The sequence below is a fragment of the Arcicella sp. GW821-FHT09D11 genome (assembly GCF_059416265.1).
Window position 1 is genome coordinate 1,068,071 of sequence record NZ_JBWKOV010000002.1, and the last position, 23,277, is coordinate 1,091,347.

General features: G+C 34.2%; 20 protein-coding genes and 1 tRNA gene. 8 read left to right on the plus strand and 13 right to left on the minus strand.

Annotation, left to right across the window (positions count from 1 at the left end):
• The first annotated feature begins 17 nt into the window (after nucleotides 1-17).
• From AC07N0_RS09600 to AC07N0_RS09625, 6 genes are all read left to right on the plus strand, one after another.
• Nucleotides 18-1,919 (plus strand): hypothetical protein, encoded by a 1,902-nt coding sequence (locus AC07N0_RS09600; RefSeq protein WP_494588997.1) that lies wholly within the window; start codon nucleotides 18-20, stop codon nucleotides 1,917-1,919.
• Nucleotides 1,920-2,029: 110 nt separating this feature from the next.
• Entirely contained in the window at nucleotides 2,030-2,224 is a 195-nt protein-coding gene (locus AC07N0_RS09605; RefSeq protein ID WP_492802563.1) for a type II toxin-antitoxin system VapB family antitoxin, read from the plus strand.
• Entirely contained in the window at nucleotides 2,221-2,631 is a 411-nt protein-coding gene (vapC, locus tag AC07N0_RS09610; RefSeq protein WP_492802565.1) for a type II toxin-antitoxin system VapC family toxin, read from the plus strand. Before AC07N0_RS09605 ends, vapC begins: the two co-directional genes overlap by 4 nt.
• Complete coding sequence (locus AC07N0_RS09615; RefSeq protein WP_494588998.1) at nucleotides 2,628-3,584, plus strand: glycosyltransferase family 9 protein; 957 nt, start codon at nucleotides 2,628-2,630, stop codon at nucleotides 3,582-3,584. The genes vapC and AC07N0_RS09615 overlap by 4 nt, the downstream gene beginning before the upstream one ends.
• A 152-nt stretch (nucleotides 3,585-3,736) precedes the next feature.
• Entirely contained in the window at nucleotides 3,737-4,621 is an 885-nt protein-coding gene (locus tag AC07N0_RS09620) for a carbon-nitrogen hydrolase (protein WP_494588999.1), read from the plus strand.
• Nucleotides 4,622-4,784: 163 nt separating this feature from the next.
• Nucleotides 4,785-5,762, plus strand: a complete 978-nt coding sequence (locus tag AC07N0_RS09625) for an acyl-ACP desaturase (RefSeq protein WP_494589000.1) — start codon at nucleotides 4,785-4,787, stop codon at nucleotides 5,760-5,762.
• A gap of 367 nt (nucleotides 5,763-6,129) precedes the next feature.
• Here the strand turns inward: AC07N0_RS09625 and AC07N0_RS09630 are convergent, their stop codons facing one another.
• Both AC07N0_RS09630 and AC07N0_RS09635 read right to left on the minus strand, forming a co-directional pair.
• On the minus strand, nucleotides 6,130-7,500 hold the full coding sequence (locus tag AC07N0_RS09630; protein WP_494589001.1) for a M20/M25/M40 family metallo-hydrolase: 1,371 nt from the start codon (nucleotides 7,498-7,500) through the stop codon (nucleotides 6,130-6,132).
• 37 nt (nucleotides 7,501-7,537) lie between these two features.
• Complete coding sequence (locus AC07N0_RS09635) at nucleotides 7,538-8,323, minus strand: polysaccharide deacetylase family protein (RefSeq protein ID WP_494589002.1); 786 nt, start codon at nucleotides 8,321-8,323, stop codon at nucleotides 7,538-7,540.
• Nucleotides 8,324-8,460: 137 nt separating this feature from the next.
• Between AC07N0_RS09635 and pgeF the strand changes: the two genes are divergently transcribed.
• A complete protein-coding gene (pgeF, locus tag AC07N0_RS09640) occupies nucleotides 8,461-9,210 on the plus strand; it encodes a peptidoglycan editing factor PgeF (RefSeq protein ID WP_494589003.1) in 750 nt (249 codons plus the stop codon).
• Between the two features lie 198 nt (nucleotides 9,211-9,408).
• Nucleotides 9,409-9,573 carry a hypothetical protein gene (locus AC07N0_RS09645; protein ID WP_492802575.1) on the plus strand — a complete coding sequence of 55 codons (165 nt, stop codon included), beginning with the start codon at nucleotides 9,409-9,411 and terminating at the stop codon, nucleotides 9,571-9,573.
• A 104-nt stretch (nucleotides 9,574-9,677) separates the two neighbouring features.
• Here the strand turns inward: AC07N0_RS09645 and AC07N0_RS09650 are convergent, their stop codons facing one another.
• From AC07N0_RS09650 to AC07N0_RS09700, 11 genes are all read right to left on the minus strand, one after another.
• Complete coding sequence (locus AC07N0_RS09650; protein WP_494589004.1) at nucleotides 9,678-12,164, minus strand: TonB-dependent receptor; 2,487 nt, start codon at nucleotides 12,162-12,164, stop codon at nucleotides 9,678-9,680.
• A 327-nt stretch (nucleotides 12,165-12,491) separates the two neighbouring features.
• Nucleotides 12,492-13,256, minus strand: a complete 765-nt coding sequence (locus tag AC07N0_RS09655; RefSeq protein WP_494589005.1) for a type III pantothenate kinase — start codon at nucleotides 13,254-13,256, stop codon at nucleotides 12,492-12,494.
• A gap of 64 nt (nucleotides 13,257-13,320) precedes the next feature.
• Nucleotides 13,321-13,944 (minus strand): HAD family hydrolase, encoded by a 624-nt coding sequence (locus AC07N0_RS09660; protein ID WP_494589006.1) that lies wholly within the window; start codon nucleotides 13,942-13,944, stop codon nucleotides 13,321-13,323.
• 54 nt (nucleotides 13,945-13,998) lie between these two features.
• Nucleotides 13,999-16,011 carry an NAD(+) synthase gene (gene nadE, locus AC07N0_RS09665; protein WP_494589007.1) on the minus strand — a complete coding sequence of 671 codons (2,013 nt, stop codon included), beginning with the start codon at nucleotides 16,009-16,011 and terminating at the stop codon, nucleotides 13,999-14,001.
• A gap of 24 nt (nucleotides 16,012-16,035) precedes the next feature.
• Nucleotides 16,036-16,338, minus strand: a complete 303-nt coding sequence (locus AC07N0_RS09670; RefSeq protein ID WP_494589008.1) for a hypothetical protein — start codon at nucleotides 16,336-16,338, stop codon at nucleotides 16,036-16,038.
• Between the two features lie 151 nt (nucleotides 16,339-16,489).
• Nucleotides 16,490-16,753: a hypothetical protein gene (locus tag AC07N0_RS09675; RefSeq protein WP_494589009.1), complete on the minus strand. Its 264-nt coding sequence runs from the start codon at nucleotides 16,751-16,753 to the stop codon at nucleotides 16,490-16,492.
• On the minus strand, nucleotides 16,747-17,343 hold the full coding sequence (locus tag AC07N0_RS09680) for a protein NO VEIN domain-containing protein (protein ID WP_494589010.1): 597 nt from the start codon (nucleotides 17,341-17,343) through the stop codon (nucleotides 16,747-16,749). The genes AC07N0_RS09675 and AC07N0_RS09680 overlap by 7 nt, the downstream gene beginning before the upstream one ends.
• A 448-nt stretch (nucleotides 17,344-17,791) precedes the next feature.
• Nucleotides 17,792-17,867: transfer RNA gene (locus AC07N0_RS09685), tRNA-Thr, on the minus strand.
• 205 nt (nucleotides 17,868-18,072) lie between these two features.
• Nucleotides 18,073-20,064: a DUF349 domain-containing protein gene (locus tag AC07N0_RS09690; RefSeq protein WP_494589011.1), complete on the minus strand. Its 1,992-nt coding sequence runs from the start codon at nucleotides 20,062-20,064 to the stop codon at nucleotides 18,073-18,075.
• Between the two features lie 314 nt (nucleotides 20,065-20,378).
• Nucleotides 20,379-21,728 (minus strand): methyltransferase RsmF C-terminal domain-like protein, encoded by a 1,350-nt coding sequence (locus AC07N0_RS09695; protein ID WP_494589012.1) that lies wholly within the window; start codon nucleotides 21,726-21,728, stop codon nucleotides 20,379-20,381.
• Nucleotides 21,729-21,821: 93 nt separating this feature from the next.
• Nucleotides 21,822-23,141 carry a vanadium-dependent haloperoxidase gene (locus AC07N0_RS09700; RefSeq protein WP_494589013.1) on the minus strand — a complete coding sequence of 440 codons (1,320 nt, stop codon included), beginning with the start codon at nucleotides 23,139-23,141 and terminating at the stop codon, nucleotides 21,822-21,824.
• Nucleotides 23,142-23,277 lie beyond the last annotated feature (136 nt).

Here is a 23,277-nt window from a genome sequence, read left to right on the forward strand (position 1 = left end):
GACTCTTTTTTTGTCTTATGAAAAGAACTATACTCTTTATCGTCCTTTTTTTTAGTTTTATTAGCGGATTCTCACAAGACAAAGTGAAGTTTACTAAAAAAAACTTTATTATTCCAAGCATTGTCCCTTCAGAATATAGTTGTTTGGATAATATGCTTACACAATCTACTTTTTATCAATTAGGGAATCGTTTACCAGTTTCAGAGCCAAGTTTGAAGAAAAGCTTTTTCAACATAAAAGGTTATATCAAGGAAGCAGACAATGGGCAACTTAAAATTTTTGTGACAATTCCTGTTCCTGAATATCAAAAAAGTAGAATAGATACTATATTCAATAAAAAAACACTAAAGTTTTCTTATGTTCCTTATTCAAGCTTTAAGGTGATTGCTAAAGTAGAAGTGAAGTGTCAATCGCAAACTATTTATAAAGAGGAATTCAATACGAACGAAATAGTTACATCAGATCCTTTTGCAACATTAGAAGATTTAAAAAAAGGCTTAAATAAAATTGAAGTAAACAACGAATATGGTGATGAAATAGAAAAGGCAATACATATTGCTTTGGAAAAGATTCAAGTAAAACTGAATGAAAAACTAGGCTATTATACCCAAGTAAGTAAGGAGACCTTTGTATTTTTAACTTCTGTAGAACATCCAGAGTACAAGCAAATGCTTGAATTTGAAAAGGAAATAACGGCACAATTAAAAAAAGTTACCTTAGCGTCGGGCATTGATGAACAAGCAACGCAACCCCATTTAGCCTATTTAGAAAGCCTTCTAGTAAAATATCCGCAATCAGATGAAAACACTAAAATAAGATTTATCGTCACTAACAATTTGAGTCAGTTGTATTTCTTACTTGAAAATCGTGAAAAAGCTTTGTTTTACGCTGACTTGTTAATTAAAAATGATATGCGGAAAGTATGGGGACGCGAGCTAGTTGTGAGAACCAATAATAGCTTTTTTGTTGATAAAAAGAAACGTACCCATACGCCTCGTTTTAGTGAATTAAAAAAGCTAGGATTTGAGATTCAGCAAGATGAAATTAATGAAAAAGAAGAAACCAGACTTGCCTTTTTTGAAAAAATTGAGAGAGATATTGCCGACTGGGAACAAGAGAAAAATAATCGATTAGCATATTTAGAAAAGACAAAAGCTAAACGAAATAATGTGCTTGATTCACTGGCGAGTCAAAATAATGCTAAAATTTTAGAAAAAGTAATACTAGGGTTTGGCGGAGGACAAATTATAAAAGGGATTGAAAAAGTACATACACTTTCAAAATTATCTTTTGAAGATAGCAATGTGCCTTTTTATGAAGAGAAATGGGAGAGTGCTTTTACCAATTATCTCTTAAAAAAGAAAAACCCAGATTTGTTTTATAAGGTGGTAAATCAAGCAGAAGGGTGGCAGCATGATGACCGAATAAGAGGTGAAAAATGGAAAAAAATAGATACTGATGATTATTGGGAGACTTTCCTTAATCTTGACCCACTCTATTTACTTACTTCATTTCGTTTAGACTTATGGGAAAATTATGAGCTATCAGATGATGTCACAATAGATGAACGGTTGTGTTATCATCTAACCTATACTGAGAAAACGCTTAATTCAAAAAATCGTTCTGTTCCTAAAACAGAATCTCATGTGTATATTGACAAAGAGACATTTAGGGTGATTTCTTCTGAAAAGACAGCATTTGAAGATGGCAAAAAGTTATCATTTGAACGAAAGATTTTTCAGGATTATCGAGAATTAATCAGTCTTAATAGTGGAGCGATACCACATCGTATTTTGTATCAAATTGAAGATTATTACGGAGAAACTTTTTACCAAGAACAAATCGAAAAGATTGAAATTAATTCAGGTTTTGCTAATAGAATTTTTGTCAAAGAGGTTTATTCAGGAGGATTTAAATAATAAATTGGGGTGTTAGGAAAACTAACATCCCAATTTTTTTGATTGAAATAAATGTTTTAAAGGCTTTGCCTTAAAAAATCGTTATTTTTGTATATAAAAAGCCGAAAATCATGAGAACAAATATTGAAATAAATGACGAAATCTTACGTGAGATTAGCCAACTTAAACCAGCTTCTTCTAAAAAAGAAATTGTCAATCTTGCTTTGAAAGAGTATTTAATGTATTTGAAACGTGTTGACTTATTAACATTAATTGATAAAGGGATTGATTGGGAAGGCAATTTAGAACAATGGAGAAGTCAATGAAACATGCTATTATTTTTGATACTTCGGTTTGGATTCAATTGATACAACACAAAACAACATCACAAGCATTATTGTTAAGAGAATATATTACTGATAACCAACCTTTATGGTTAACGCCAACAATTTTACAAGAGATTCTGCAAGGCACAAAAAGCCAACAAGAGTTTGAAAGATTGAAAGCTTCTTTGTTGAGTTTTAAATGTTTGGTATTGAATCCCATTGATATAGCGATTGAATCCGCCAACCTTTATCGTTCTCTAAGACAAAAAGGAGTAACCATTCGTAAAGCCAATGATTGCCTCATTGCGGCTTATGCCATTCATTTTAAGGTCGAGATTTGTCATCAAGATTCAGATTTCGACTTAATTGCAGAACATTCTTCTTTGAAAATCACCCAATTTGCATGACCAAATTCCTCATTCTTCGTTTTTCTTCTATTGGTGATATTATTTTAACTACTCCAGTTATTCGCTGTTTGAAAAAACAATATCCTGATGCCGAAGTACATTTTGTGACGAAGAAATCTTATAAAACATTAGTTGAAACTAATATTTACATTGATAAGTATCACTTGTTGGATACTAGCCTTAATGATTTGATAAAACAACTCAAAGCAGAACGCTATGATTATGTAATAGATTTGCATAATAATCTAAGGACAAGGATTATCAAATTTAGGCTTGGCATAAAATCATTTAGTTATAATAAATTAAATTTTCAGAAATGGCTTTTGGTAAAGTTTAAGAAAAATGTCATGCCGAATGTCCATATCGTTGATAGAAATTTAAAAACAGTTGAAACTTTAGGGATTAAGAATGATAATGCTGGATTAGACTATTTTATTCCAGCAAAAGACGAATTACCAGTTGAATGGTTACCTGAAAGCTTTAGAGATTCTTATGCTATATATGCCATTGGCGGACAACATGAAACCAAAAAGCTACCATTGCCTAAGATGATAGAATTGTGTGAGAAGATAGATTTACCACTTGTGTTGATTGGGGGAAAAGAGGATGCAGACCAAGCAGAAAAATTGATGCTTGCCTTTGAAAATAAAGTAGAAAAACAAATCTTAAATACCTGTGGTAAATGTACTTTAAACCAATCTGCTTCGTTGATTAAAAGAGCAAGCATTGTATATACGCATGATACAGGAATGATGCACGTAGCGGCTGCATTGAAGAAAAAAGTTGTTTCAATCTGGGGAAATACAGTGCCTGAGTTTGGAATGTATCCGTATCAAACTAATTTTGTAGCATTTGAAGTAAAAGATTTAGCGTGTAGACCATGTTCTAAAATTGGGTATGAGAAATGCCCATTAGGACATTTTAAATGTATGAATGAATTGGAATTTCAGTAATTTTAGATGGCAAACATTATCTTCTAGTTTTGATAAGGAATAATGGAGTAAAATTAAACGATATAATTAAAAAGAGTAATTCAATGATAATGAAAGTACAATCACTAAATCACCTATTCATTCAATCACTCAATTACCAAAGATAAGTATCAATGACCAAAAAAGTAAACATAGGACTTGTCCAAATGTCTTGTACAGAAAATGTACAAGAGAATATGCAAAAAGCAATTAAAGGCATTCGTGAGGCAGCCCAAAAAGGTGCTAATATAGTTTGTTTGCAAGAGTTATTTACCTCATTATATTTCTGTGATGTTGAAGACCATGCTAATTTTAGTTTGGCAGAACCAATTCCTGGCCCATCAACAGAAACACTTTCAGGAGTTGCCAAAGAATTGGGCGTAGTAATAATTGCCTCATTGTTTGAGAAACGTGCAGCTGGTTTGTATCATAATACAACAGCGGTATTAGATGCTGATGGGGCTTATTTAGGAAAATATAGAAAAATGCATATTCCTGATGATCCAGGATATTACGAGAAATTTTACTTTACGCCTGGAGATGCTTCTTCGGAAGATTCAGGATATAAAGTTTTTCAAACAAAATTTGCAAAAATTGGTGTATTAATTTGTTGGGATCAGTGGTATCCTGAAGCTTCAAGAATCACGGCTTTAATGGGGGCAGAGGTCTTGTTTTACCCAACAGCGATTGGTTGGGATACAAATGAAACCGATGCTAATACTAATCGTGAGCAATATAATGCTTGGCAAACTATACAGCGTTCTCATGCTGTAGCAAATGGCGTTCATGTGGTGTCTGTTAATAGAGTAGGGCGTGAGTCTGACCAACAATTTTGGGGAGGAAGTTTTGTGGCGAACCCTTTCGGGACGTTACTTTACTTAGGTTCACACGAGCAAGAAGAAGTGCATGTTCAAGAAGTAGATTTAGCTAAAACGGAATATTATCGCTCAACTTGGCCTTATTTACGGGATAGAAGAGTAGACAGCTATCATCCAATTACTAAAAGATTTATAGATTAATCTGAATAATACCAAATTATATAGGGTAATAATGATAATTATCATTCTAGCATTTATATATTATTCAGTATCTTTGTAAAATTCTATAGCGAAAATGGAACTATTTTTGTGATGATAAAAAACTTTTGACCGATACTCTTAGTCCACAAACCACAACAATTAAATGGAAAAGCGAAATGAAAGAATTGAAGTAATGAATCACCTTGCCGTTAATATGGACGACATCGTGAACAAGTACCTCATTCCTATAGATACCAACTGGCAACCTTCTGATTTTTTACCAGATGCTAGCAAAGAAACTTTTTTTGATGAAGTAAAAGAAATTCAGCAGGCTGCACGTGAACTACCTTATGATTATTGGGCAGTGTTGATTGGAGATATGATTACTGAAGAAGCTTTGCCTACTTACGAATCATCAATTATGGTAGTACAAGGTGTAGATATGGTTCATGAACCTCAAGGTTGGGCAAGGTGGACACGTGCTTGGACAGCAGAAGAGAACCGTCATGGAGATTTACTGAACAAATATGTATACCTTTCTGGACGTGTAAATATGAAAGCGGTTGAAATTTCAACGCAGTATTTAATTGCTGATGGCTTTGATATTAAAACAGATGATGATCCATATAAGACGTTTGTTTATACTTCTTTCCAAGAGTTAGCAACTAATATTTCTCACCGTCGTACGGCTTCTTTGGCTAAAAAGCATGGTAATAATTCATTGTCAAAAATGTGTGCAATGATTGCTGCCGACGAGATGCGTCACCATAAAGCTTACAAGAGTTTTATCAGTAGTATTTTTGAAATTGATCCATCAGAAATGATGATTGCTTTTGCTGATATGATGAAACAAAAAATTGTAATGCCTGCTCACTTTTTACGTGAAATGAATGGTGAGAAAAGTGGTGTGTATGGTCACTTTTCAGATGCTGCTCAACGTTTAGGGGTTTATACAGGAAAAGACTATATCGAAATCACAGAGATTTTATTGAACGATTGGAATGTATCAACAATGACTGGATTAAATGGTACTGCCGCGAAAGCACAAGACTATTTGATGCGTTTACCAGAACGTCTGACACGTTTAACAGACCGTATCAAAGTTCCTGAATTAGAATATAAATTTAGCTGGATTCAGTAATGTAATTGAGTGATTTAATGAATGAGTGATTTAGTGAGTAATGATTTCATTATCAGTAAATTAGTTATTTCAATAATGTAGTTTTAAATCATTACTTAACGCTTCCTTCATGATAAATAAAAAATGCCTCAATTTTTGGATTGAGGCATTTTTTATTTATATGGCTTTAAAATCTAAATTTGTCAAATATTTGATAATCAATGTTTTATCGCTAGCGAGGGACTCAAGTCCCTCGCTAGCGATAAGGCTTGAAATTTCAATTGCTTTGATCAATAATTATATCTTTTAAAGATGTGGATAATCATTAAGCTCTGAAACCTTCAATGCAAAAAAAGCTCAAAGCTCATCACTCAAAGCTAAAACCCTACTACAATTTATCCAATAAGTAAATTAAACTTGCCATCGAAGCAGCACCTAATTCTAATTCACGTTGGTTAACGGTTTCGAAAGTATCATTTGAAGCATGATGATATTCAAAATAACGCTGAGCATCTGGTTTAAAACCTACTAATACCGTTCCTTGTGGAGCTAATGGACCAATATCAACACCGCCACCACCACGCTCAATTTCATGTAGGCCATAAGGTGCTAGCAAAGTACGGTACGACTGGATTTTAGTTAATAACTCTGCTGAAGCACCTTGAACCCCAAAACCACGAGGTGTAAAACCTCCATTATCTGATTCTAAAGCAAAAATGTGTTTTTCATTATTTTGTTTCGCCAACTCTGCATATTTAATTCCTCCACGAGTTCCGTTTTCTTCGTTCATGAATAATACAATTCTGATAGTATGCTTTGGCTTAATGTTTAAAGTTTTAAACAAACGTGCTACTTCAATTGATTGTACAATGCCTGTACCATCATCATGAGCACCCTGAGCTAAATCCCAAGAATCTAGGTGTCCGCCTACTACAATAATTTCTTCTGGATGTTCACTACCTTTAATTTCAGCAACCACATTATGGGAAGGAGCATCTGGAAGGGTTTCACAAGATTGTTTAAAGTAAAACTTTGTCGCAGGGTTTTCCTTTAAGGTATTACTCAATAAAGTAGCGGCTTTTGTACTTAATGCTGCCGCAGGAATCAACGGAACACCCGTTCCATACGTCATTGAACCTGTATGTGGATAATCGTTTTCTGTACTACTCAACGAACGAATAATTACACCGATAGCCCCTAATTTTGAGGCTTCGTTAGCACCACTACGACGTTGGTCGCCTGCTTGTCCATACGCTTCAAAAGTATTGATTTTGGTAGGATCCATCGGGCGATTAAAGAAAACTATTTTGCCTGCGCATTTTTCTTTCCCTAATGCTCTCAATTCCTGAAAGTTCTTTACTTCAATTACCTCAGCCGTGATTCCTTTTTTAGGCGTAGCGATTGACCCTCCTAAGGCTACTAAAGGCACTGCTGTTTTTTGTTTGCCGTTTAAAATATAACCTTCTTCTTTTGCACCACGTACCCAGTGTGGCACCATTACGTCTTGTAAGAAAACACGGTCGTAACCGCCTGTTTCTAATAATGCTTTTCCCCATTGCACGGCTTTTTTAGCTCCTTCAGACCCACTTAGTCGTGGACCAACATTAGCGGTTAAATCGCGAAGCCATTCGTAAGATTTACCACGAGCTAGGGATTCATCAAAGAATTTACGGATGACAGTGGAATCATTATCTTGGGCAAAAGTGGATAATGATAATGATAAAAGGATGGTAGTGATGAAGGTAGTTTGTTTTTTCATTGAAAATTTTGTGTTAATGTAGGGGATGAGTGTTAATTCATAGACCTGAATGAAGTTCGTTCATTGTAAAATATTGAAGCTTCAATTTAGCACTTTCTGCCAAGATTTGCTCTAAAAAATGTATATCAAAGCCATATTCTTCTGGTTTATGAGTGATTATACGCAAAGGACGATGCCCAAAAAGCATCATAACACTGTTTTCCTGCTGGGCTCTTGCTAATCCCTTTTTTATATCTTCTATCGTCGTATTATTCCCCACGTCAATCAACAAGGCATTTACCTTTGGGCTATCGTCGTATTGATGATATATTTCATCCATATTTTCAACGGCTCGTTTATAAGTAAAACCTGCTATTTTTCTTTCTTTTATCGCTACGTCTCTCAGCAATTTAAAGTGTTTTAATAACTCTTTATCGATATACCAAATTTGAGAGCCCCCTGGATGAGCAAAAGTTGTAGGATTAAATCCTTGTCGCTTCATCGTCCTAAGGGCTTGAAAAACTTCTTTTTCCATGTATTCATTCATAGAATGTTCCCAAACATATCTGATAGAGCCTACGTGCATAGCTCCATGACAACCAATTTCATGCCCATCTGCTTGTAATTGACGTAGCATGATAATTTCTTCTTTAGAAAGACTATCGGGTTGTGTAACGTAAAATGTTACTTTTGCGTTGTATTTTTTAAAAAGTGGCCTTAATTCATACCATTCTTTAATAAATCGGTCATCAAAAGAAAGTGCTATACCAGCAGGCTGTGTAGCTTTTTTTTCTTCTTGACAACTTATTAATAGTAAAAAGAATAGTATATAAATTAGTTTCATTGTTGATTGTAGGATTATAGGAATATTAGACTTTAGGACTTTAAGATGAAGGATTTTAGGGTATGAACTCCAGTCTAAAGTTCCTAAAATCTTTCAGTCCTAAAGTCCTCTAGTCTCCAAATCCAAAAAACATAAAAATGTTTACCCGACCTCAGATATTTGAACAATTTACAGCACTGGTAGCTGCTGAAAGTACTCGTAAAAATGGTTTTAGCGAGGCTCCTTACAATTCCTTAAACTTAGGACTGTATTCTGGTGATTCGCTCGAAAATGTGCATAAAAATAGAGATAAATTCTATGAAGCTTTGGGTTTTTCTGCTGAAAAGGTAGCTTTTTCTTATCAAGTCCACGAAGATAAAGTATTAACAGTAACGAAGGCAGGTTCTTATGATGGTTTCGATGCCCTAATTACCAACCAAGCCGATGTATATGTAGCTGTTACTATAGCCGACTGTACGCCTATTTTAATATATGATGCTAAGCAAAAAGTAGTAGCGGCCATTCATGCAGGGTGGCGAGGAACTGTTTTAGATATTGTAGGTAAAACAATTACACAAATGACCATAGCATTTGACACCAATCCGAAAGATTGTTTTGCCTATGTAGGCACTTGTATTGATGAATGTTCTTTTGAAGTAGGCGAGGAGGTAGCCCAAAATTTTGATAGCCAATTCAAAAGATTTGATCCAGAAAAAGCAAAGTATTTTGTTGATTTGAAGAAAGCTAATCAGGCACAATTGTTAGCAGTGGGAGTGCCCGCTAGTCAAATAGCGTTGTCAAAATTCTCTACTGTTTTAGATAATGACAGCTATTTTTCGCACAGAAAAGAAAAAGGAAAGACAGGAAGAATGTTAGCAATAATTGGGATAAAAGCGACTGATTATTAAGGGAATGTTAAATTAGTTATACTATTTCAAGAAAATGTATTTCAAAAACAATATTTTTTGCAATTTTTAAAACTATTATTTGTAACTTTGTGTCAATTAAATAATTAACTCGAGTTTAAAGATTATCACTTTTTAAGTGAACCTCCGTTTAGAGTACCAATAATCATTTAACCGTGTCACATTAAAAAACACAAATTTATGAAATCTTACCCTTTATTGGCTGAGATGGTTCTGGATGAATCAAGAAGCCCTAAGACAAATCTAAAAGCATCATCTATCAATTCTTATGATGCAGATAAAGGCTGGTTAGAGCGTTTTTTTGATTTCTTAACGCCATCTAACATTTACGTTGCGAAAAAGTAGCGAATTATACATTATTAAAAAAGGATGCCCATTACGGCATCCTTTTTTAATTTTCAATAGTCAATAGATTTCGAGTTATTTTTCACTGTAATGAAAAATCATTTTTAGTTACCACTGTTTTTTACACGTCCTTTTTCGTCTTCTAATCCAGTTCTACGTTGACGAGCAGCAGCTACTTTACTATTTCCGAAACGGTAAGAGAAATTCAAACGAATCACTCTGCTTTCCCATTTATTTGTTACTTGTACATCAATGTCATTGAAGATGAATGAACCTCTGAATTGATTAGACCAGAACACATCGTTAACATTCAATTTCAAAGTAGCTTTGTCGTTCATGAATTTTTTCTGAATACCGAATGACATGGCTCCCATTGGACGACCAGCTAATTGTCCTTCAACAAAAGGTGACTGATACCAACCGCTTAACTCTAAAGAGTATTTTTTAGGTAAAGTAAATTGGTGCGTCATATTAGCTTGATAAGTAGTAGCACGAGCATCCAAAGGCTGAAGGACAGTCGATGACGTACCATCTGAGCTAATAGTCGTTTTAGGAATATCACCTACGTAATGATTGTTATACAAATTCAAGTAAGTATTACTAAACCACCATTTTGTAATTGGTACAGGCACTGAGAACGAAATACCCATGTTTTCTACATAACCAATATTAATTTTAGTTACGTTTGTTGTTTTCAAGGCATTATTTTGTTCCAAAATTTCAGTCATTACACCATTAGTTCTACTGAAATTTAAAGTTGTTGTAATGGCATCTTTATAGGTATGCGATACTTCAAATGCATTCGTATATTGTGGTTGCAACAATTCATTACCTCTCTGGAAAGTATAAGGATCAAGAAAGAATAAGAATGGGTTTAAATCTTCGTAGCTAGGGCGGTCTATTCTACGACTGAACGAATAACCTAATTGATGGTCTTTTGCTAATTTCTGACGGAAAAATACACTTGGGAAAACGTTGGTATAATGTCTGTTTAATAATTCTTTTCCTAATAAAGTACCTTGTCCATTTGTATTCTCAACTCTCAAACCTAATTGCATGCTTACCTTTTTGAACTCTTTTGAGTAATTGATATAGCCAGCATTGATATTTTCTTTGTAAACAAAGTCACGAGTACGTGTTGGGTCAAGCACAGGCGTATTTAAATCACCTACTAAGAACACAAAACTCATATCATTTCCAGAGTGTACATAGCTTGATTTTAATCCTGTTTCAAACTTTGATGTTTTGTTAATAGGGTATGTTAAATCTACCTTAGCAGAATAAATATTAATTTTAGAGGCAGTCAAACCATCTTCATTTCTAGTCTGGCGTAAAATATTCTGCGTATCATATTTTGAAGTACGATACTTCATCGAATTGTTGGCATCATATCGTGCATAATCTAAGTCAGCAGTTATTTCTCTACCTGTAGAATCAATCACATGTTTGAAGTTAATATTGGTTGAATAATTACCCCAATTGTTGTTGATTGCTCCTAATGTTCTTGATGTAGTATCTAACTGAGCAGTTGCATTTTTGATTAAAGTCTCATTGTTTAAGTCTTCTTTCCAAGTACCGTTCATTCCATTGAACAAAAATCCGATAGTATTTTTTTTGTCAAGGAAATAATCAGCACCCATTTTGTAAGAGAAAGAGTTGTTTCTTCTATCATTGTCACCCACTTGGTCGAAACCAGAAATCACTTTTCCATTTTCAAAAAACTTACGGTTGATTGTTTGATATTGGAAGCTTTTTCTATCATTAGCAGAGAAGTTACCAAATACATTCACTTTACCATTTCTGTAGTTTAGGTTTAAACCAGCGCTTTCTTTTGGTAAAGATTTATAAGGACCATACCCCAAACCAATATTCGCCGAACCATTTAAGCCAGTATTCTGATTTTTCTTCAAACGGATATTAATTACCCCTGCATTACCTGCGGCATCATATTTAGCAGGAGGGTTTGTCATGATTTCAATCTTATCTAACTGAGTAGCTTGCATGTTGCGAAGCATATTAGCTAGGTCACTAGCAGACATATACGTTGGCTTGCCATCTAACATTACCATCACATTTTGCTTTCCTTTCAACGAAATGTTTCCGTCTTTGTCCACCGTAACACCTGGCGATTTCTCTAAAACTTCAATAGCAGTATTACCAGCCGACACAATTGAATTTTCAACATTCACGACTGTTTTGTCAATTTGTTGTTCGATAAATGGTTTTTTAGCCGTTACCTGTACTTCACCTAGTTGCTTAGAATCTTCTGATAATACTATTTTTGATAATTTGATATTCGAAGTCTCAGCCGAAAGAATGAATTTTGGCGTATAATATTTTTTATAGCCCAATTGCGAGATATTAATGATATAAGTACCATAATTTATCTTCTCGAATTCAAAAGTGCCATTTACATCACCCAGAGCCCCTTTTACAAGTGATGAGTCTTTGGCATTCAACAATGTAATAGTAGCAAATTCTACAATTTTACTTTTATCGTCAGTAATTTGTCCAGAGATTTTCCCCTGAGCTTGTACCTTAATAGTAGATAAACTAAATAAGATAAGGAATGTGTAAAAAATTGTTTTCATGATGAATGAATTTTAGGTTTTTAGATTTATCGGCTAAACTTTTGCTTAAACTGAAATTATCTTGGATGATTATTGAAACAAAATTAATTTTATACCTACTACCTTGTTATGCAAACTACTTAATCGGCTTCCCTAAAGGATAAATGGTTGAAACAATATCATGACTAAAAAAAGGGAACGATAAAAGAAGTAATTTGTAACTAAGATGCAGGGTGAAAGAAAAAGGTTGCAGGCAAATTTGAAAAAAATAAAAAAGATTTTCTTAGTTAAAAAAATAGGCAACTTGATATTAAATCAAGCCGCCTATTGAGGAAAATATTTTTTAAGCTATTTTACAATTTCTGAAATGATTTTTAGTCCATTCAGCGTAAGTAGTTTATCTACCTCATCAAATTCGTCACGTAGTGGTGTTAGAATGGATGAAAGCCCTCCAGTGGCTAAAACTAGACAATCTTGACCAACTTCTTTTTTGATTTGCATAATCATCTCACGAACCATTCCTACATACCCCCACAGGATACCTGCTTGAATGGCATGAACGGTATTTTTACCAATGGCAGATTCTGGCATGACTAAGGGTACTTCGGGTAACTGAGCTGTATTAGAGAATAAAGATTTTACCGCTGTTTTTAACCCAGGAGCAATGGAAACCCCCAATATTTTACCTTCACCAGACACTACTGTGAAAGTAAGGGCAGTGCCGAAATCTACAATCAGACAGGCTTTTTTATAAGTATAATAAGCATAAGTAGCATTACAAACTAAATCTGTACCAATTTCATAAGGACTCAAAATCTCCATCTTCAACTGGTCATACATTTCTGGACCAATAATAATAGGGTCGATGCCTATCATTTCTTGTACCATTTCTTTTAGTGTACTTTTCAAATCAGGCACCACACAACTAATAATTGAGCGATTGATTTCACTTATTTTTAAACCATTTTCTAAGAAAAACAAGCGAAGCTTTGCTTCAAAATCAGAAGAACGACGAGATGAATCCGAAGGAATCCTAAATTGATAAATCCATGCTTGTTGATTGTGAATTCCGAAAACTACGTCGGTATTACCAATGTCTATGGCTAGTAGCATATTTTAATAATTAAACACGACGTGGTTTATCGCGAAGAGGTATTTTATATTGATTTAAAATATATTATAAGTTAATGCCTAATTTAATAAATTCTTCTGCTAAAGATTTAGGAGACTGAAAATGGATAGCCTCTAAACCTACAGCCTTTGAACCAGCAATATTTTTGATGTTATCATCTATAAAAACAGCTTTGGTTCTATCAATGTTATACCTAGTCAGAATAGTTTCATAAATTTCAGGATGTGGTTTTAACATAAATTCTTCTCCAGAAACTAAAATACCTTCAAACCAATTCAAAAACTCAAAACGTTCAAGTGACCTAGCAATCGGTAAAGTCTCAGCCGACCAGTTAGTAAGGGCGTATACTCGATAATTGGGTGAATCAATCGCTTTTCTCAGAATTTCAACTGTACCATGAAAAGGGTCGCCCAACATTTTTACCCATTGTCCATAATAAGCCGAAATTTCGTGTTCCCAGTCAGGAAAAAGTGCAATTCTTTCAGCAGTAGCCTGTGCAATTGGCGTTCCAGCGTCTTGTTGTTCATTCCAATGATATGGGCATACGTGTTCAAAGAAGTAGTTTCTTCTTTCTTCGTCTGGAATAACGTGGTTAAAAACATAAAGCGGATTCCAATCGATTAATACACCGCCTAAATCAAATATTAAAGTATTTATTTGTTGTGACATGTTGAATGTTGTTATTGGATAGCTGCTAGTTGCTGTATTTAATCTGAGAAATTATTAAAAACCAATTTTTCCTCGTCTTTTTCCTTTCCCAGCATTATTAGCATATTCTAGCATTTCAGCAATTTCTCTTTCAAAACCACCTGATAAAATCGGAAATCTTAACCAGCTTCTAGGGTCTAAGTTGCGGTCGTCCACATGAAAACTTGGAGCATAACGCTCACGTTTCCATTGATTTCTAGCAAATAGTTTAAAGAACCTTTCGATAGATGTAATTAGTTGCTCTCGTGTATAAATACCCTCAAATTCTACTTCCATGATTTTAAAGCAATCTGTCGGAGATTTCTTATCACGAATAGCAGAAGTTTCAATGGCATTTAATAAATCATAAGGCATTAAATCCTCTTCGTCTATTTGCTTGGCTTCAAGCGGACGTAATTCGGCAGTTGGTTGCAAATTATTCATCGCATTCAAGCCATTGATGTTGAGTGTTCCTCCCAAACCAGTGTTTTCTAACCAACGTAACCAGTGACGCAACCAATGCTTATCGATACCTGCAATGGGCGAAATTGATCCAGAAGTATCACCGTCCATGGTAGCATAGCCAACAGATGCTTCCGAGCGATTGGAAGTAGATAACAACAATGCATTATTGATATTTGCCAATAACCAAGCGCTTGGGCTCCGCACCCTCGCTTGAATATTTTGGAGGGCAATATCATCCGTTTGCCAAGATAAATCTCTTCCGATAGCCCCTTGAATTAATCCTTTGTAAGTTTCTACCAAACCATTAATATCAATATCATAGAAAGTAGTATTCAAATCTTTCGCTAAAGAAGTAGCCGAATGGCGCGTATCTGAAGAGCTATTCTGTGTGCCTTGATATACGTTAGTAATCAAAGCCGCCGATAATTCAGCAACAGAATTACATGATTGAATCGCTTTAATGTATCCTAATTTTTGTTTGAAACCATCCAAGCCTAATTCCTTTACTGATAATTCAATCGCTAAATAGCAAAGAGCGGTAATGGCAGAGGAGTCTGCACCACCAGAAAGCGAAATTACCCAGCCATTTGAACGAGATTTGCGGAGGTAATCGAACAATGCCAAAGCGATAGCTCTTGCAAATTCTTCTTCTTTTTGAAAACCATTGGCTTCCCAATGTTCCATTGCATAATGGTTTTTGAAAGGAGGGATGTCTGGATAATCAAAAAGCACTTGAATAGCATTTGAAGCCTTGAAGTGGAATAAATTCTGGCTTTGTTCTAACCGAATTTTATCTAAATCGATTACTGCCGTGGTCAAATAATAATCTTTGTACGAAAACCTTGTACCAGATACCAACATTTCACCAGCTTGGGCAATCATAGCATCGCCATCGAAAATGGCTCTACCAGCTTCATTGCCTAGTAAATTAGCATAAATATAAGCCACACCAAAAGCACGAGAACCATCTTGAACGAGGCGTTCGCGGGTTTGGGTCTTAAAGAAGGCAAAGTGCGAAGCTGTGGGGTTAAGAATGATATCACAACCCTTTAAATAATGTTCTCTTCCTGGGCGATTGGCAATCCAAGCATCTTCACAAATTTCAAAGCCGATTTTTACACCACCTACTTCAAACAGTAAATCGCCTACAGGATAAGTAAACTCTCCAATTCTTAATTCTGTTTTCTCACCGACTGGCCAATGCTGAAACCAACGCGTTTCATAATGAATACCATTATTAGCAAGCGTCTTTTTGCAAGCAAAACCTCTGATTTGCTTATTGACAATCAAACAAGCTGCATTATAAATGTGATTATTAATACGGATAGGCAATCCTACACATACGGCTATACTAGAAGTATGCAAAACGATGTCTTCTAATATCTCTAAAGCAGTATCACAAGTGCTTTGTGCAAAAAACATATCTTCGCAACCATAGCCAGTAATACAAAGCTCAGGTAAACACAAAAGGCTAATTTCTTGTTTTTTTGCCTCTTCAATACAAGCAATGATATTGTTTTTATTACTTTCCCATGCTAAAGGAGTTTGATTAACCACTCCAGCAGATACTTTAATTAGATTCATGTGTTGTATGTTGAATAGCTGAGACTAATTCTTTTTGTCGAAATCGACTCTTTCCCCAGGAAGGGTATATTTAAATTTAGTCTTGCCCGATTTCTTATCTTTTTTACCATTGAACTTCTTGCTTCCTTTAACAGGATTCCACGGCCAATGTTTTTTGGTCGTTGTCCAAGAGAATGCAGCACGGGGACGAAAAGTTCCCCCTTCGTGTTTATGTTCAGTGGCTACGCGACAAGTCTTTTCAGGACAGCGCCTTGCCCAAATGCATCCCGACAGTGTAAAGCATGAAAGTAAGAAAAGAAATAAATAAAATTGAGGATTATATTTCATCAACATTGAGTTTGCACAACAAAAATACACCATTTTAAAACATATCGAAAAAAAGGAGGGAAGATTTGGAGGAGACAAAGGATAATTAAATATTTATATTCTGACAATTCTTAATAGAAGGTAAACAGATTAATACCCAAAACGTTTAAGATTATCCAAGTTCTAAATAATCATTAATAATTTCATTAACCTCTAAATCTTCTTCTCTCATAACGATTCTAGAAGTCAATTTATTAATCCATTCCTCAATTTCTGAAAATGAATTACAATCATTCAGAAAATTTAGAATAGGATTTTTATCATTCAATTCATTGAAGAAAAAAATAATTTCTGTTTTGAAACTATCAGCATAATTTGCTTCAGGTTTATTCAAACAGTTTTCGAAGTAGGTTATTTTATCATTAAAGCTTAACATATATCTTTTAATAGATGATATTCTTTGATTTTTTTTGACACTATTGTTATTTCTTTGAAATCTAATTGATTGACTGGATTTTCAATATTTATAAATCTAGGTGAGTCATTCAGATTTAAAACTAAAGTAATAATGTAATCATTTTGATATGCTGATGCCATCAGAAATTCTTTTTCAGTCAATCTAAACTTCCCTTTCTTTTCTCTAATCCCTTTGACTTCCGATAGATAAGATTTTTCATTAACATTAATTTGAAAATCATAACCATCACCATATAGCCTTGCATCTTCTAAGACTCCATTATTAAATGTAGCTATCGAATGAAAATTATTGATAAAATACAATTCAGCTTCTAACCCTGTTTCTTGTAATTTTTTAAATCTTGATTTGATAATTGGTTTTACTTCAACCAAAAGCTCTTTTATACTATAGTTTTCTTTCAAATACAATTTAACAATATTTGAATAGCCTTTTACATTTTCATTTCCAAAAAGGCTATCAATTAAATGTTTTCTGTGAATATAGACATCACCTTTTTGCCACCAACCTTTTCGCTCATTATTAGGAAAAAATGGGTCAAATAAATCCATCCTATTTTTGATACACTTCCTGTTTCAACAATTCCAATTTCAACAAAATAATTAAAGAAACTACTCTTTGTTGTAAACCCAAATTCCTCTACAAAAGCATTGTCAAATTTTGATAATCCGTAACCTAATAAGTTTAGAATTTCATAGTTTTTATGTTTGTTGCCCTTTTGTTCCATTTCCCGATATTAAAGCTTAGTAGATAGTGAAATCTTATGATTATTTTTAAACAGATATTTTGATGTCATTCTAATGACATCGTAGAAGGGAATGATTTTATGAGTGTAATTCAATAAGGTTTATTTGAATTATGATTACTATGAATTAAATTAATCGTAATTGTTTGTTATAACCAATAAGATAGGAGACTTTTAGAGCAATTCCAAACGGAGCAATATTTCTATAGCAAAAAACCCTTCATACGCCATGCATGAAGGGTTTTTGTAACTTTTGGAGCCTTCTATCGGGATCGAACCAATGACCTACTGATTACAAGTCAGTTGCTCTACCAGCTGAGCTAAGAAGGCTTTTCTCAACGATTAGCGAGATGTTCTTCGTTTATCGTGATGCAAAATTAGTAGGTTTTGTAATACTCTCCAAACGTTTTGAGAATAAATTTTTAACATTTTGTTAAACTTTTTTGCAAGTTTCTGAATCTCAAAAGATTAAGCTTGAAAAAAAAAATAAAAAAAAACAGGGCTAATGTTGAATTTAGCCCTGTTTTAGTGATTTTTACTTTTCTGCTTCTCTGATTATCTTAATTTGATGTTTCAAATCTGATAATTCTTTTGAAGCTTTTTGAATTTTTGCTTCAACGTCTTGACGAAGCTTGTCTGCATTTTTAGATTTTGCAAAAAACTCTAAGTTATTTCTGTAAACAGCTATATCATTTTCTATCGTCTGCATTTTGCGACGGATATCGTTTTCTTTACGAATTAAATCTTTTGGCGATTCTCCATGAGATTTCACCATTTCAACTTCATTCTGTAAACTTAGTTGCTCACGTTCTCTACCAGAAAGTTTTGCCATTGCACTTACATACTTGTTGATGGCATTGATATAACGTTTTCCGATATTTTGCATCTCCTTTTTAGGAACAAACCCAATTGATGCCCATTGCGATTTGAATTCAGCTAATCTAGCTGTATCAGCTCCTTCTACGGCTTCTTTCTCTATTTGTTCACAAAGTGCCGTTTTCTTCACCAAATTTGCTTCAAACTCTTTTTCTATGCTTTGGTTTTTGGCTCTTTTAGCATTAAAGAAGGCATCACAAACAGTTTTGAATTTCGTATAGATAATGTCTTTGTCTTTTTCAGGAACATGACCAATCTCACGGAATTCTTTTTGCAAACGAATAACTGTATTGGCCGCTTCTTGAGATTCATCTTCATTAGTCAACAATGCCTCTACTTCTTCAATAATAGCATTCTTAGCTTTTAAATTTTCTTCTCTTTTGATTTCTAACAAACGGAAAAATTCTGTTTTGTTACGGAAGAACGTTTTAATATCTGACCAAAATTTATCACTCAATTCTTTGCCTTTTTCTTTAGGCATAAAACCTTTGATATTATTCCATTGGTCTTGTAAAGCTAAAAGTGCCTTTGTGCGGTCGTTCCATTCTGTAATAGAGGCTGAGTTGAAGCTTGCAAAAGGTTGAATTAATTCTGCAATAGATGACTTTAAGCCAAATACTTGTTCTGCTTCTGCTTTTGACGCTTCTAATTGCTCACGGCGTTTGCCATAAATAATATCTAAAGCATCTTTTACTCTTTGCCAGATAAGTTCGTTTTCTTCTTTCGGAGCAGGCCCTATGTGCTTGTATTCTTCAAAAGTTGCTACGGCTTCATCTAACATTTTGCCAGTAACATTTTCAGTCTTAGACGTTTCAGCAATTCTCTCAATCTTACTACACAACTCTATTTTGTGCTGTAAATTACGCTTACGGTCTAATTCTAATAATTCAAAATATATACTGCGATTGCTGTAAAATCTATCAACTAATGCATGGAATGTTTGCCAAAGCGTATTATTATGGGGTGAGTTTACATTTCCAGCACTTTTCCATTCTTCCTGAATTTTCTTGAATTCATTAAATCCAGATTTAATATGAGCAGGATCGTTGCTATCTTCCCCTTCAACAAGCGTTCTAAGACGATTAATTAGTACTGTTTTCTGGCTAAAATTTTTGTCTTTTTCCTTCTCAATGTTGGCAAAATACTTAGAACGTTCCTCTTTGATGGCTTTGAAAAGCTTGTCGAACTGTTCACTTAAAGTATCAGGCTTAAATTCGAAACCATCTTCAGACCCATCATTGGCTTCTTTGAACTTGGCAAGTGCTTCGTTTTTTTCAGCACTTTTTATTTGTTCAAACAAGGGGCGAACTTCTTTCAAAGTATCTTCAGATTTCCTGAAAATGCCAATTGAAGGATTTTCTTTTACATCAGCAAGTACTTTTTCTAAAGTAGTGATAAAGTCTGATTTTTGAAAATTAGAATAATCAATTGATTGATTTTCAATTGTTTCTGGTTCTTCACTAGTTTCAAGTATCGTTGATACAAGAATAGGCTCAGGTAGTACTTCAGAGATTGTTTCAATTGGTTCAGAGGTTTCTGCAACCTCACTAATAGAGACGTCTTCCGCTTTTGGGTCTGTTGCGGATTCTGTTACTTCGATAGCTTGTGCCTCGATTTCTTCTTTAATTTCTTTTGCTTCTTCGTTAATCATGCGTTCTTTTGACAGCTCACTAAAATATACGTTTCATTAGAGTTTACTGTTACATTTGAGATAGACATTTAACAATCAGGTTTTTTACCTGCTGACAGACAGTAAATTATTGCCGGTTTAAATTTATTACTAAAAATAATGAATTAAAGATTCAATCATTAAAAAAAAGAAAATACTAAATTCTCTCCCTTAGTTTTACTTTTAACTGCTTGGTTGATACTTAATAATGAATTTGGTACAAAAATAAGTAAAATACTTACAAACAATGCTCAATAATAATCTTTTCGATTAATCCTTGTGCTTTTTTAGCCTCATTACGATTCTTTGCCTAAAATTCTTTGCTCTTTTGGGTAGTAATTGTTGATTCTGTTAGGCAAAATTTTAGCCCAGCCCAGACCAAAGCCTTGAAAAGTCATTAATGACCAGCCTTTTACAGCTTGCTCTAGCGCAAACTCTTCTCTTTTTAAATACTTGATAGCTTCTTGTTGTGAAAGTTCTACTTTGTTTATTTTTTCTGATAAAAATAAGCTCATCGCTAATTCATGTTCAGGAACTAAATCTTTACTTGAAAGTTTACCCATGCTAACTCCCACCTTTCTAAGGTTAAAATTAAGCTGAATTAAATGTATGATGTGTTCATGTAATGGATTAATGAGAAAAAAGTCGTCATTTTTCCCAAACCATGTATGTTCATCAATATTTTTTACCCAATTTCTGAAAATTTCTCGTTCAGTTCTACGATTATTATTTTTTATCGGTTTTCCAGAACGGATAAATACTTCTTTTTCAGAACTTCTTTTTTGAAAAGCAGTAATAAAAAATCCTTCGCCCTTTACTTGGTCAGGATAAAACCGATACGAACCTTCAGAAATTACTTCATTGCCTAGTTTGTCCTCATTTTTTGCCACTAGATGCTCTGCTCCAAATTGTGTTTCTATCCAATCAACAATATCTTCGTTTTCAGCTTTTGAATATGAACTAGTGGAATAAATCATCACTCCCCCTTGTTTCAGGCTGCCCCAAGCGTCGGTAATAATGCTTTTTTGTCTTAATGCATGTTGTGCTACATTGCCAACCGACCATTCTCTCATAGTATTAGGGTCTTTTCTAAACAAACCAGAGCCAGAACAAGGAGCATCAATTAATAGTACGTCAAAAAAACCAGAAAGTCGCGTGAAATCTCTAGGGTCATTATTAGTAACAATAGTATTCATTGTTCCCCATTTTGTTAGATTTTCGGCCAATACATTGGCACGTACTTTCAGCACATCATTGCTTACTAACAAAGAATCGGGCGTTAATAAACTAGCCAACAAAGTACTGTTTGCGCCAGTACCAGCACATAAATCAAGGACTTTCAAATCTTGTGATAAATCAACGCTACTTTTCAATATTTGCGCTAAATACATTGAGCTTGCTTCTTGTATACAATAAGCACCTGCATGAAAAAGAGGGTCAAAAGTAACTTGATAGTTATCAGGCAAATATTTGCCATATTCCGACCAAATTACAGATTCAGCATGATTAAATGTATCGGTTTTCTTAAAAGGATTAATGCGAACAGCAATAGGCGATGCTTCATTTTCATGCGTATAAACAAATGCATTTTCATTAAACCCTTTAATGTTTTGTAATGAACTAATTAATGATTGTGGGATTTTCATAAAGTGAAATTACACAAAAAAGCCAAACTGATTAGATAGTCTGGCTTTTTGCTTTATTTTTTCATGAATTCAAAATAGTAAAGAAAAGCTTGACTAATTCGTTTTTATCTTTCCTACAATCCAATTCCCAATGGCTCTTCCTTGTACTAAACCGTTATTTAACGATGGTCTAAAGTGAATACCACCATACAAACGGCTAATTGATGCTTCGTCAGCAGCTTGTGTAAAAGAAGTAAATTTACGCACAGGCAAGCCATAAGGAATTTCGGTTGAATCGGCAAAAGCAACGTTATCACCTAATACAGAAGATAAAGTAACAGAAGCCGCACCAGATATTACAGAGTGCCCAGAAGTATATTCAGGGAAGGGAGGCGTCTGTAAAACGGGTTGCCAATCTTTGTCGATAGTGGCATTGATAATCGTTTCTGGACGAATACGAACTGTGCGGTATTTTTCTGTCCAACATGAAATAAATCCATCAAAAACAGCCACTGATGTCATTAAATATGCTCGTGCAGTGGTATAAATATCTGCATTTTTATTACGACTTACTTGCGAGACGATTCCCATCCAGTGGCCGCCTGGAGATACCTTTTTAGTCGCAAACATCGCATGACCAGTAATATTCATTTTAAAAGGATTGCAATCCCAGAAATTACAAATAGCTCTTTGTTCGTCAGTTAAATTATTCACAGTATTATAGCAGTCCATTACTTCCTGATAGTATTGACTTCCTTTTGTTAAGTCAAACTTTGAGGGAGGGATTGGACGAAATTGTGCAGAAGAATCCATCGTAAATGAGCGAATCTTTGTCCAATGAGGTTCAACGGCATCCAAATAAGCTGGAGGAGTAGGCACCCAAGTACCAGGTTTGTTCGTAACCGTAAAACGGAAACCACGTGTTTGTTTATAATTATCTTTCTTTGAATAATTCATGATAGAAGCCGCTACAGAATCGCCAAAGGCAATAGAGTTTTCAAACACTTCTTCAGGAATACCTGTGGCTTTATAATCTGCCCAAAGTTTTTTCTCAAAACCTACATAAACATCCTGTGCAAAAGTCAGGTTTTTACCAATGGTTAAAAATGCTCGGGTGGCAGCCAATGAATAGCAATACTCTTTGGTAGGATCTGGTTTATAAACTTTTTCAAAACCATTGAATTGTCCAACCATTGATTTCAATCCTTTATTAGCAGGCACAAGTGCTTCGTAAGCTGCTAAAGAAGCATAGCTATAAATACGGCTTGAAATAGGAGGTGGAAAAATATCATGGATAATTGACTCAGTAACTTGCAATTGAGTTTTTCTTAAAAACTCAGGGTTGTCAGCAGCTTTTTTCCAGCTTCCATCATCTTTTTTACAACTAAACAGTAGAGTAATACACGATAATATTAATACAACTTTTTTGCTCATTGGTAGGGTTTTTTAAATGATATAGCAAAAATACAAAAGTTTATTTCCAAAAAAATGGAATATCCCTTTAAAAGGACAGATTTTAATCATTTTTTTTAATTATTTTGATAAAAATCATAAATATTCAATAATTTTT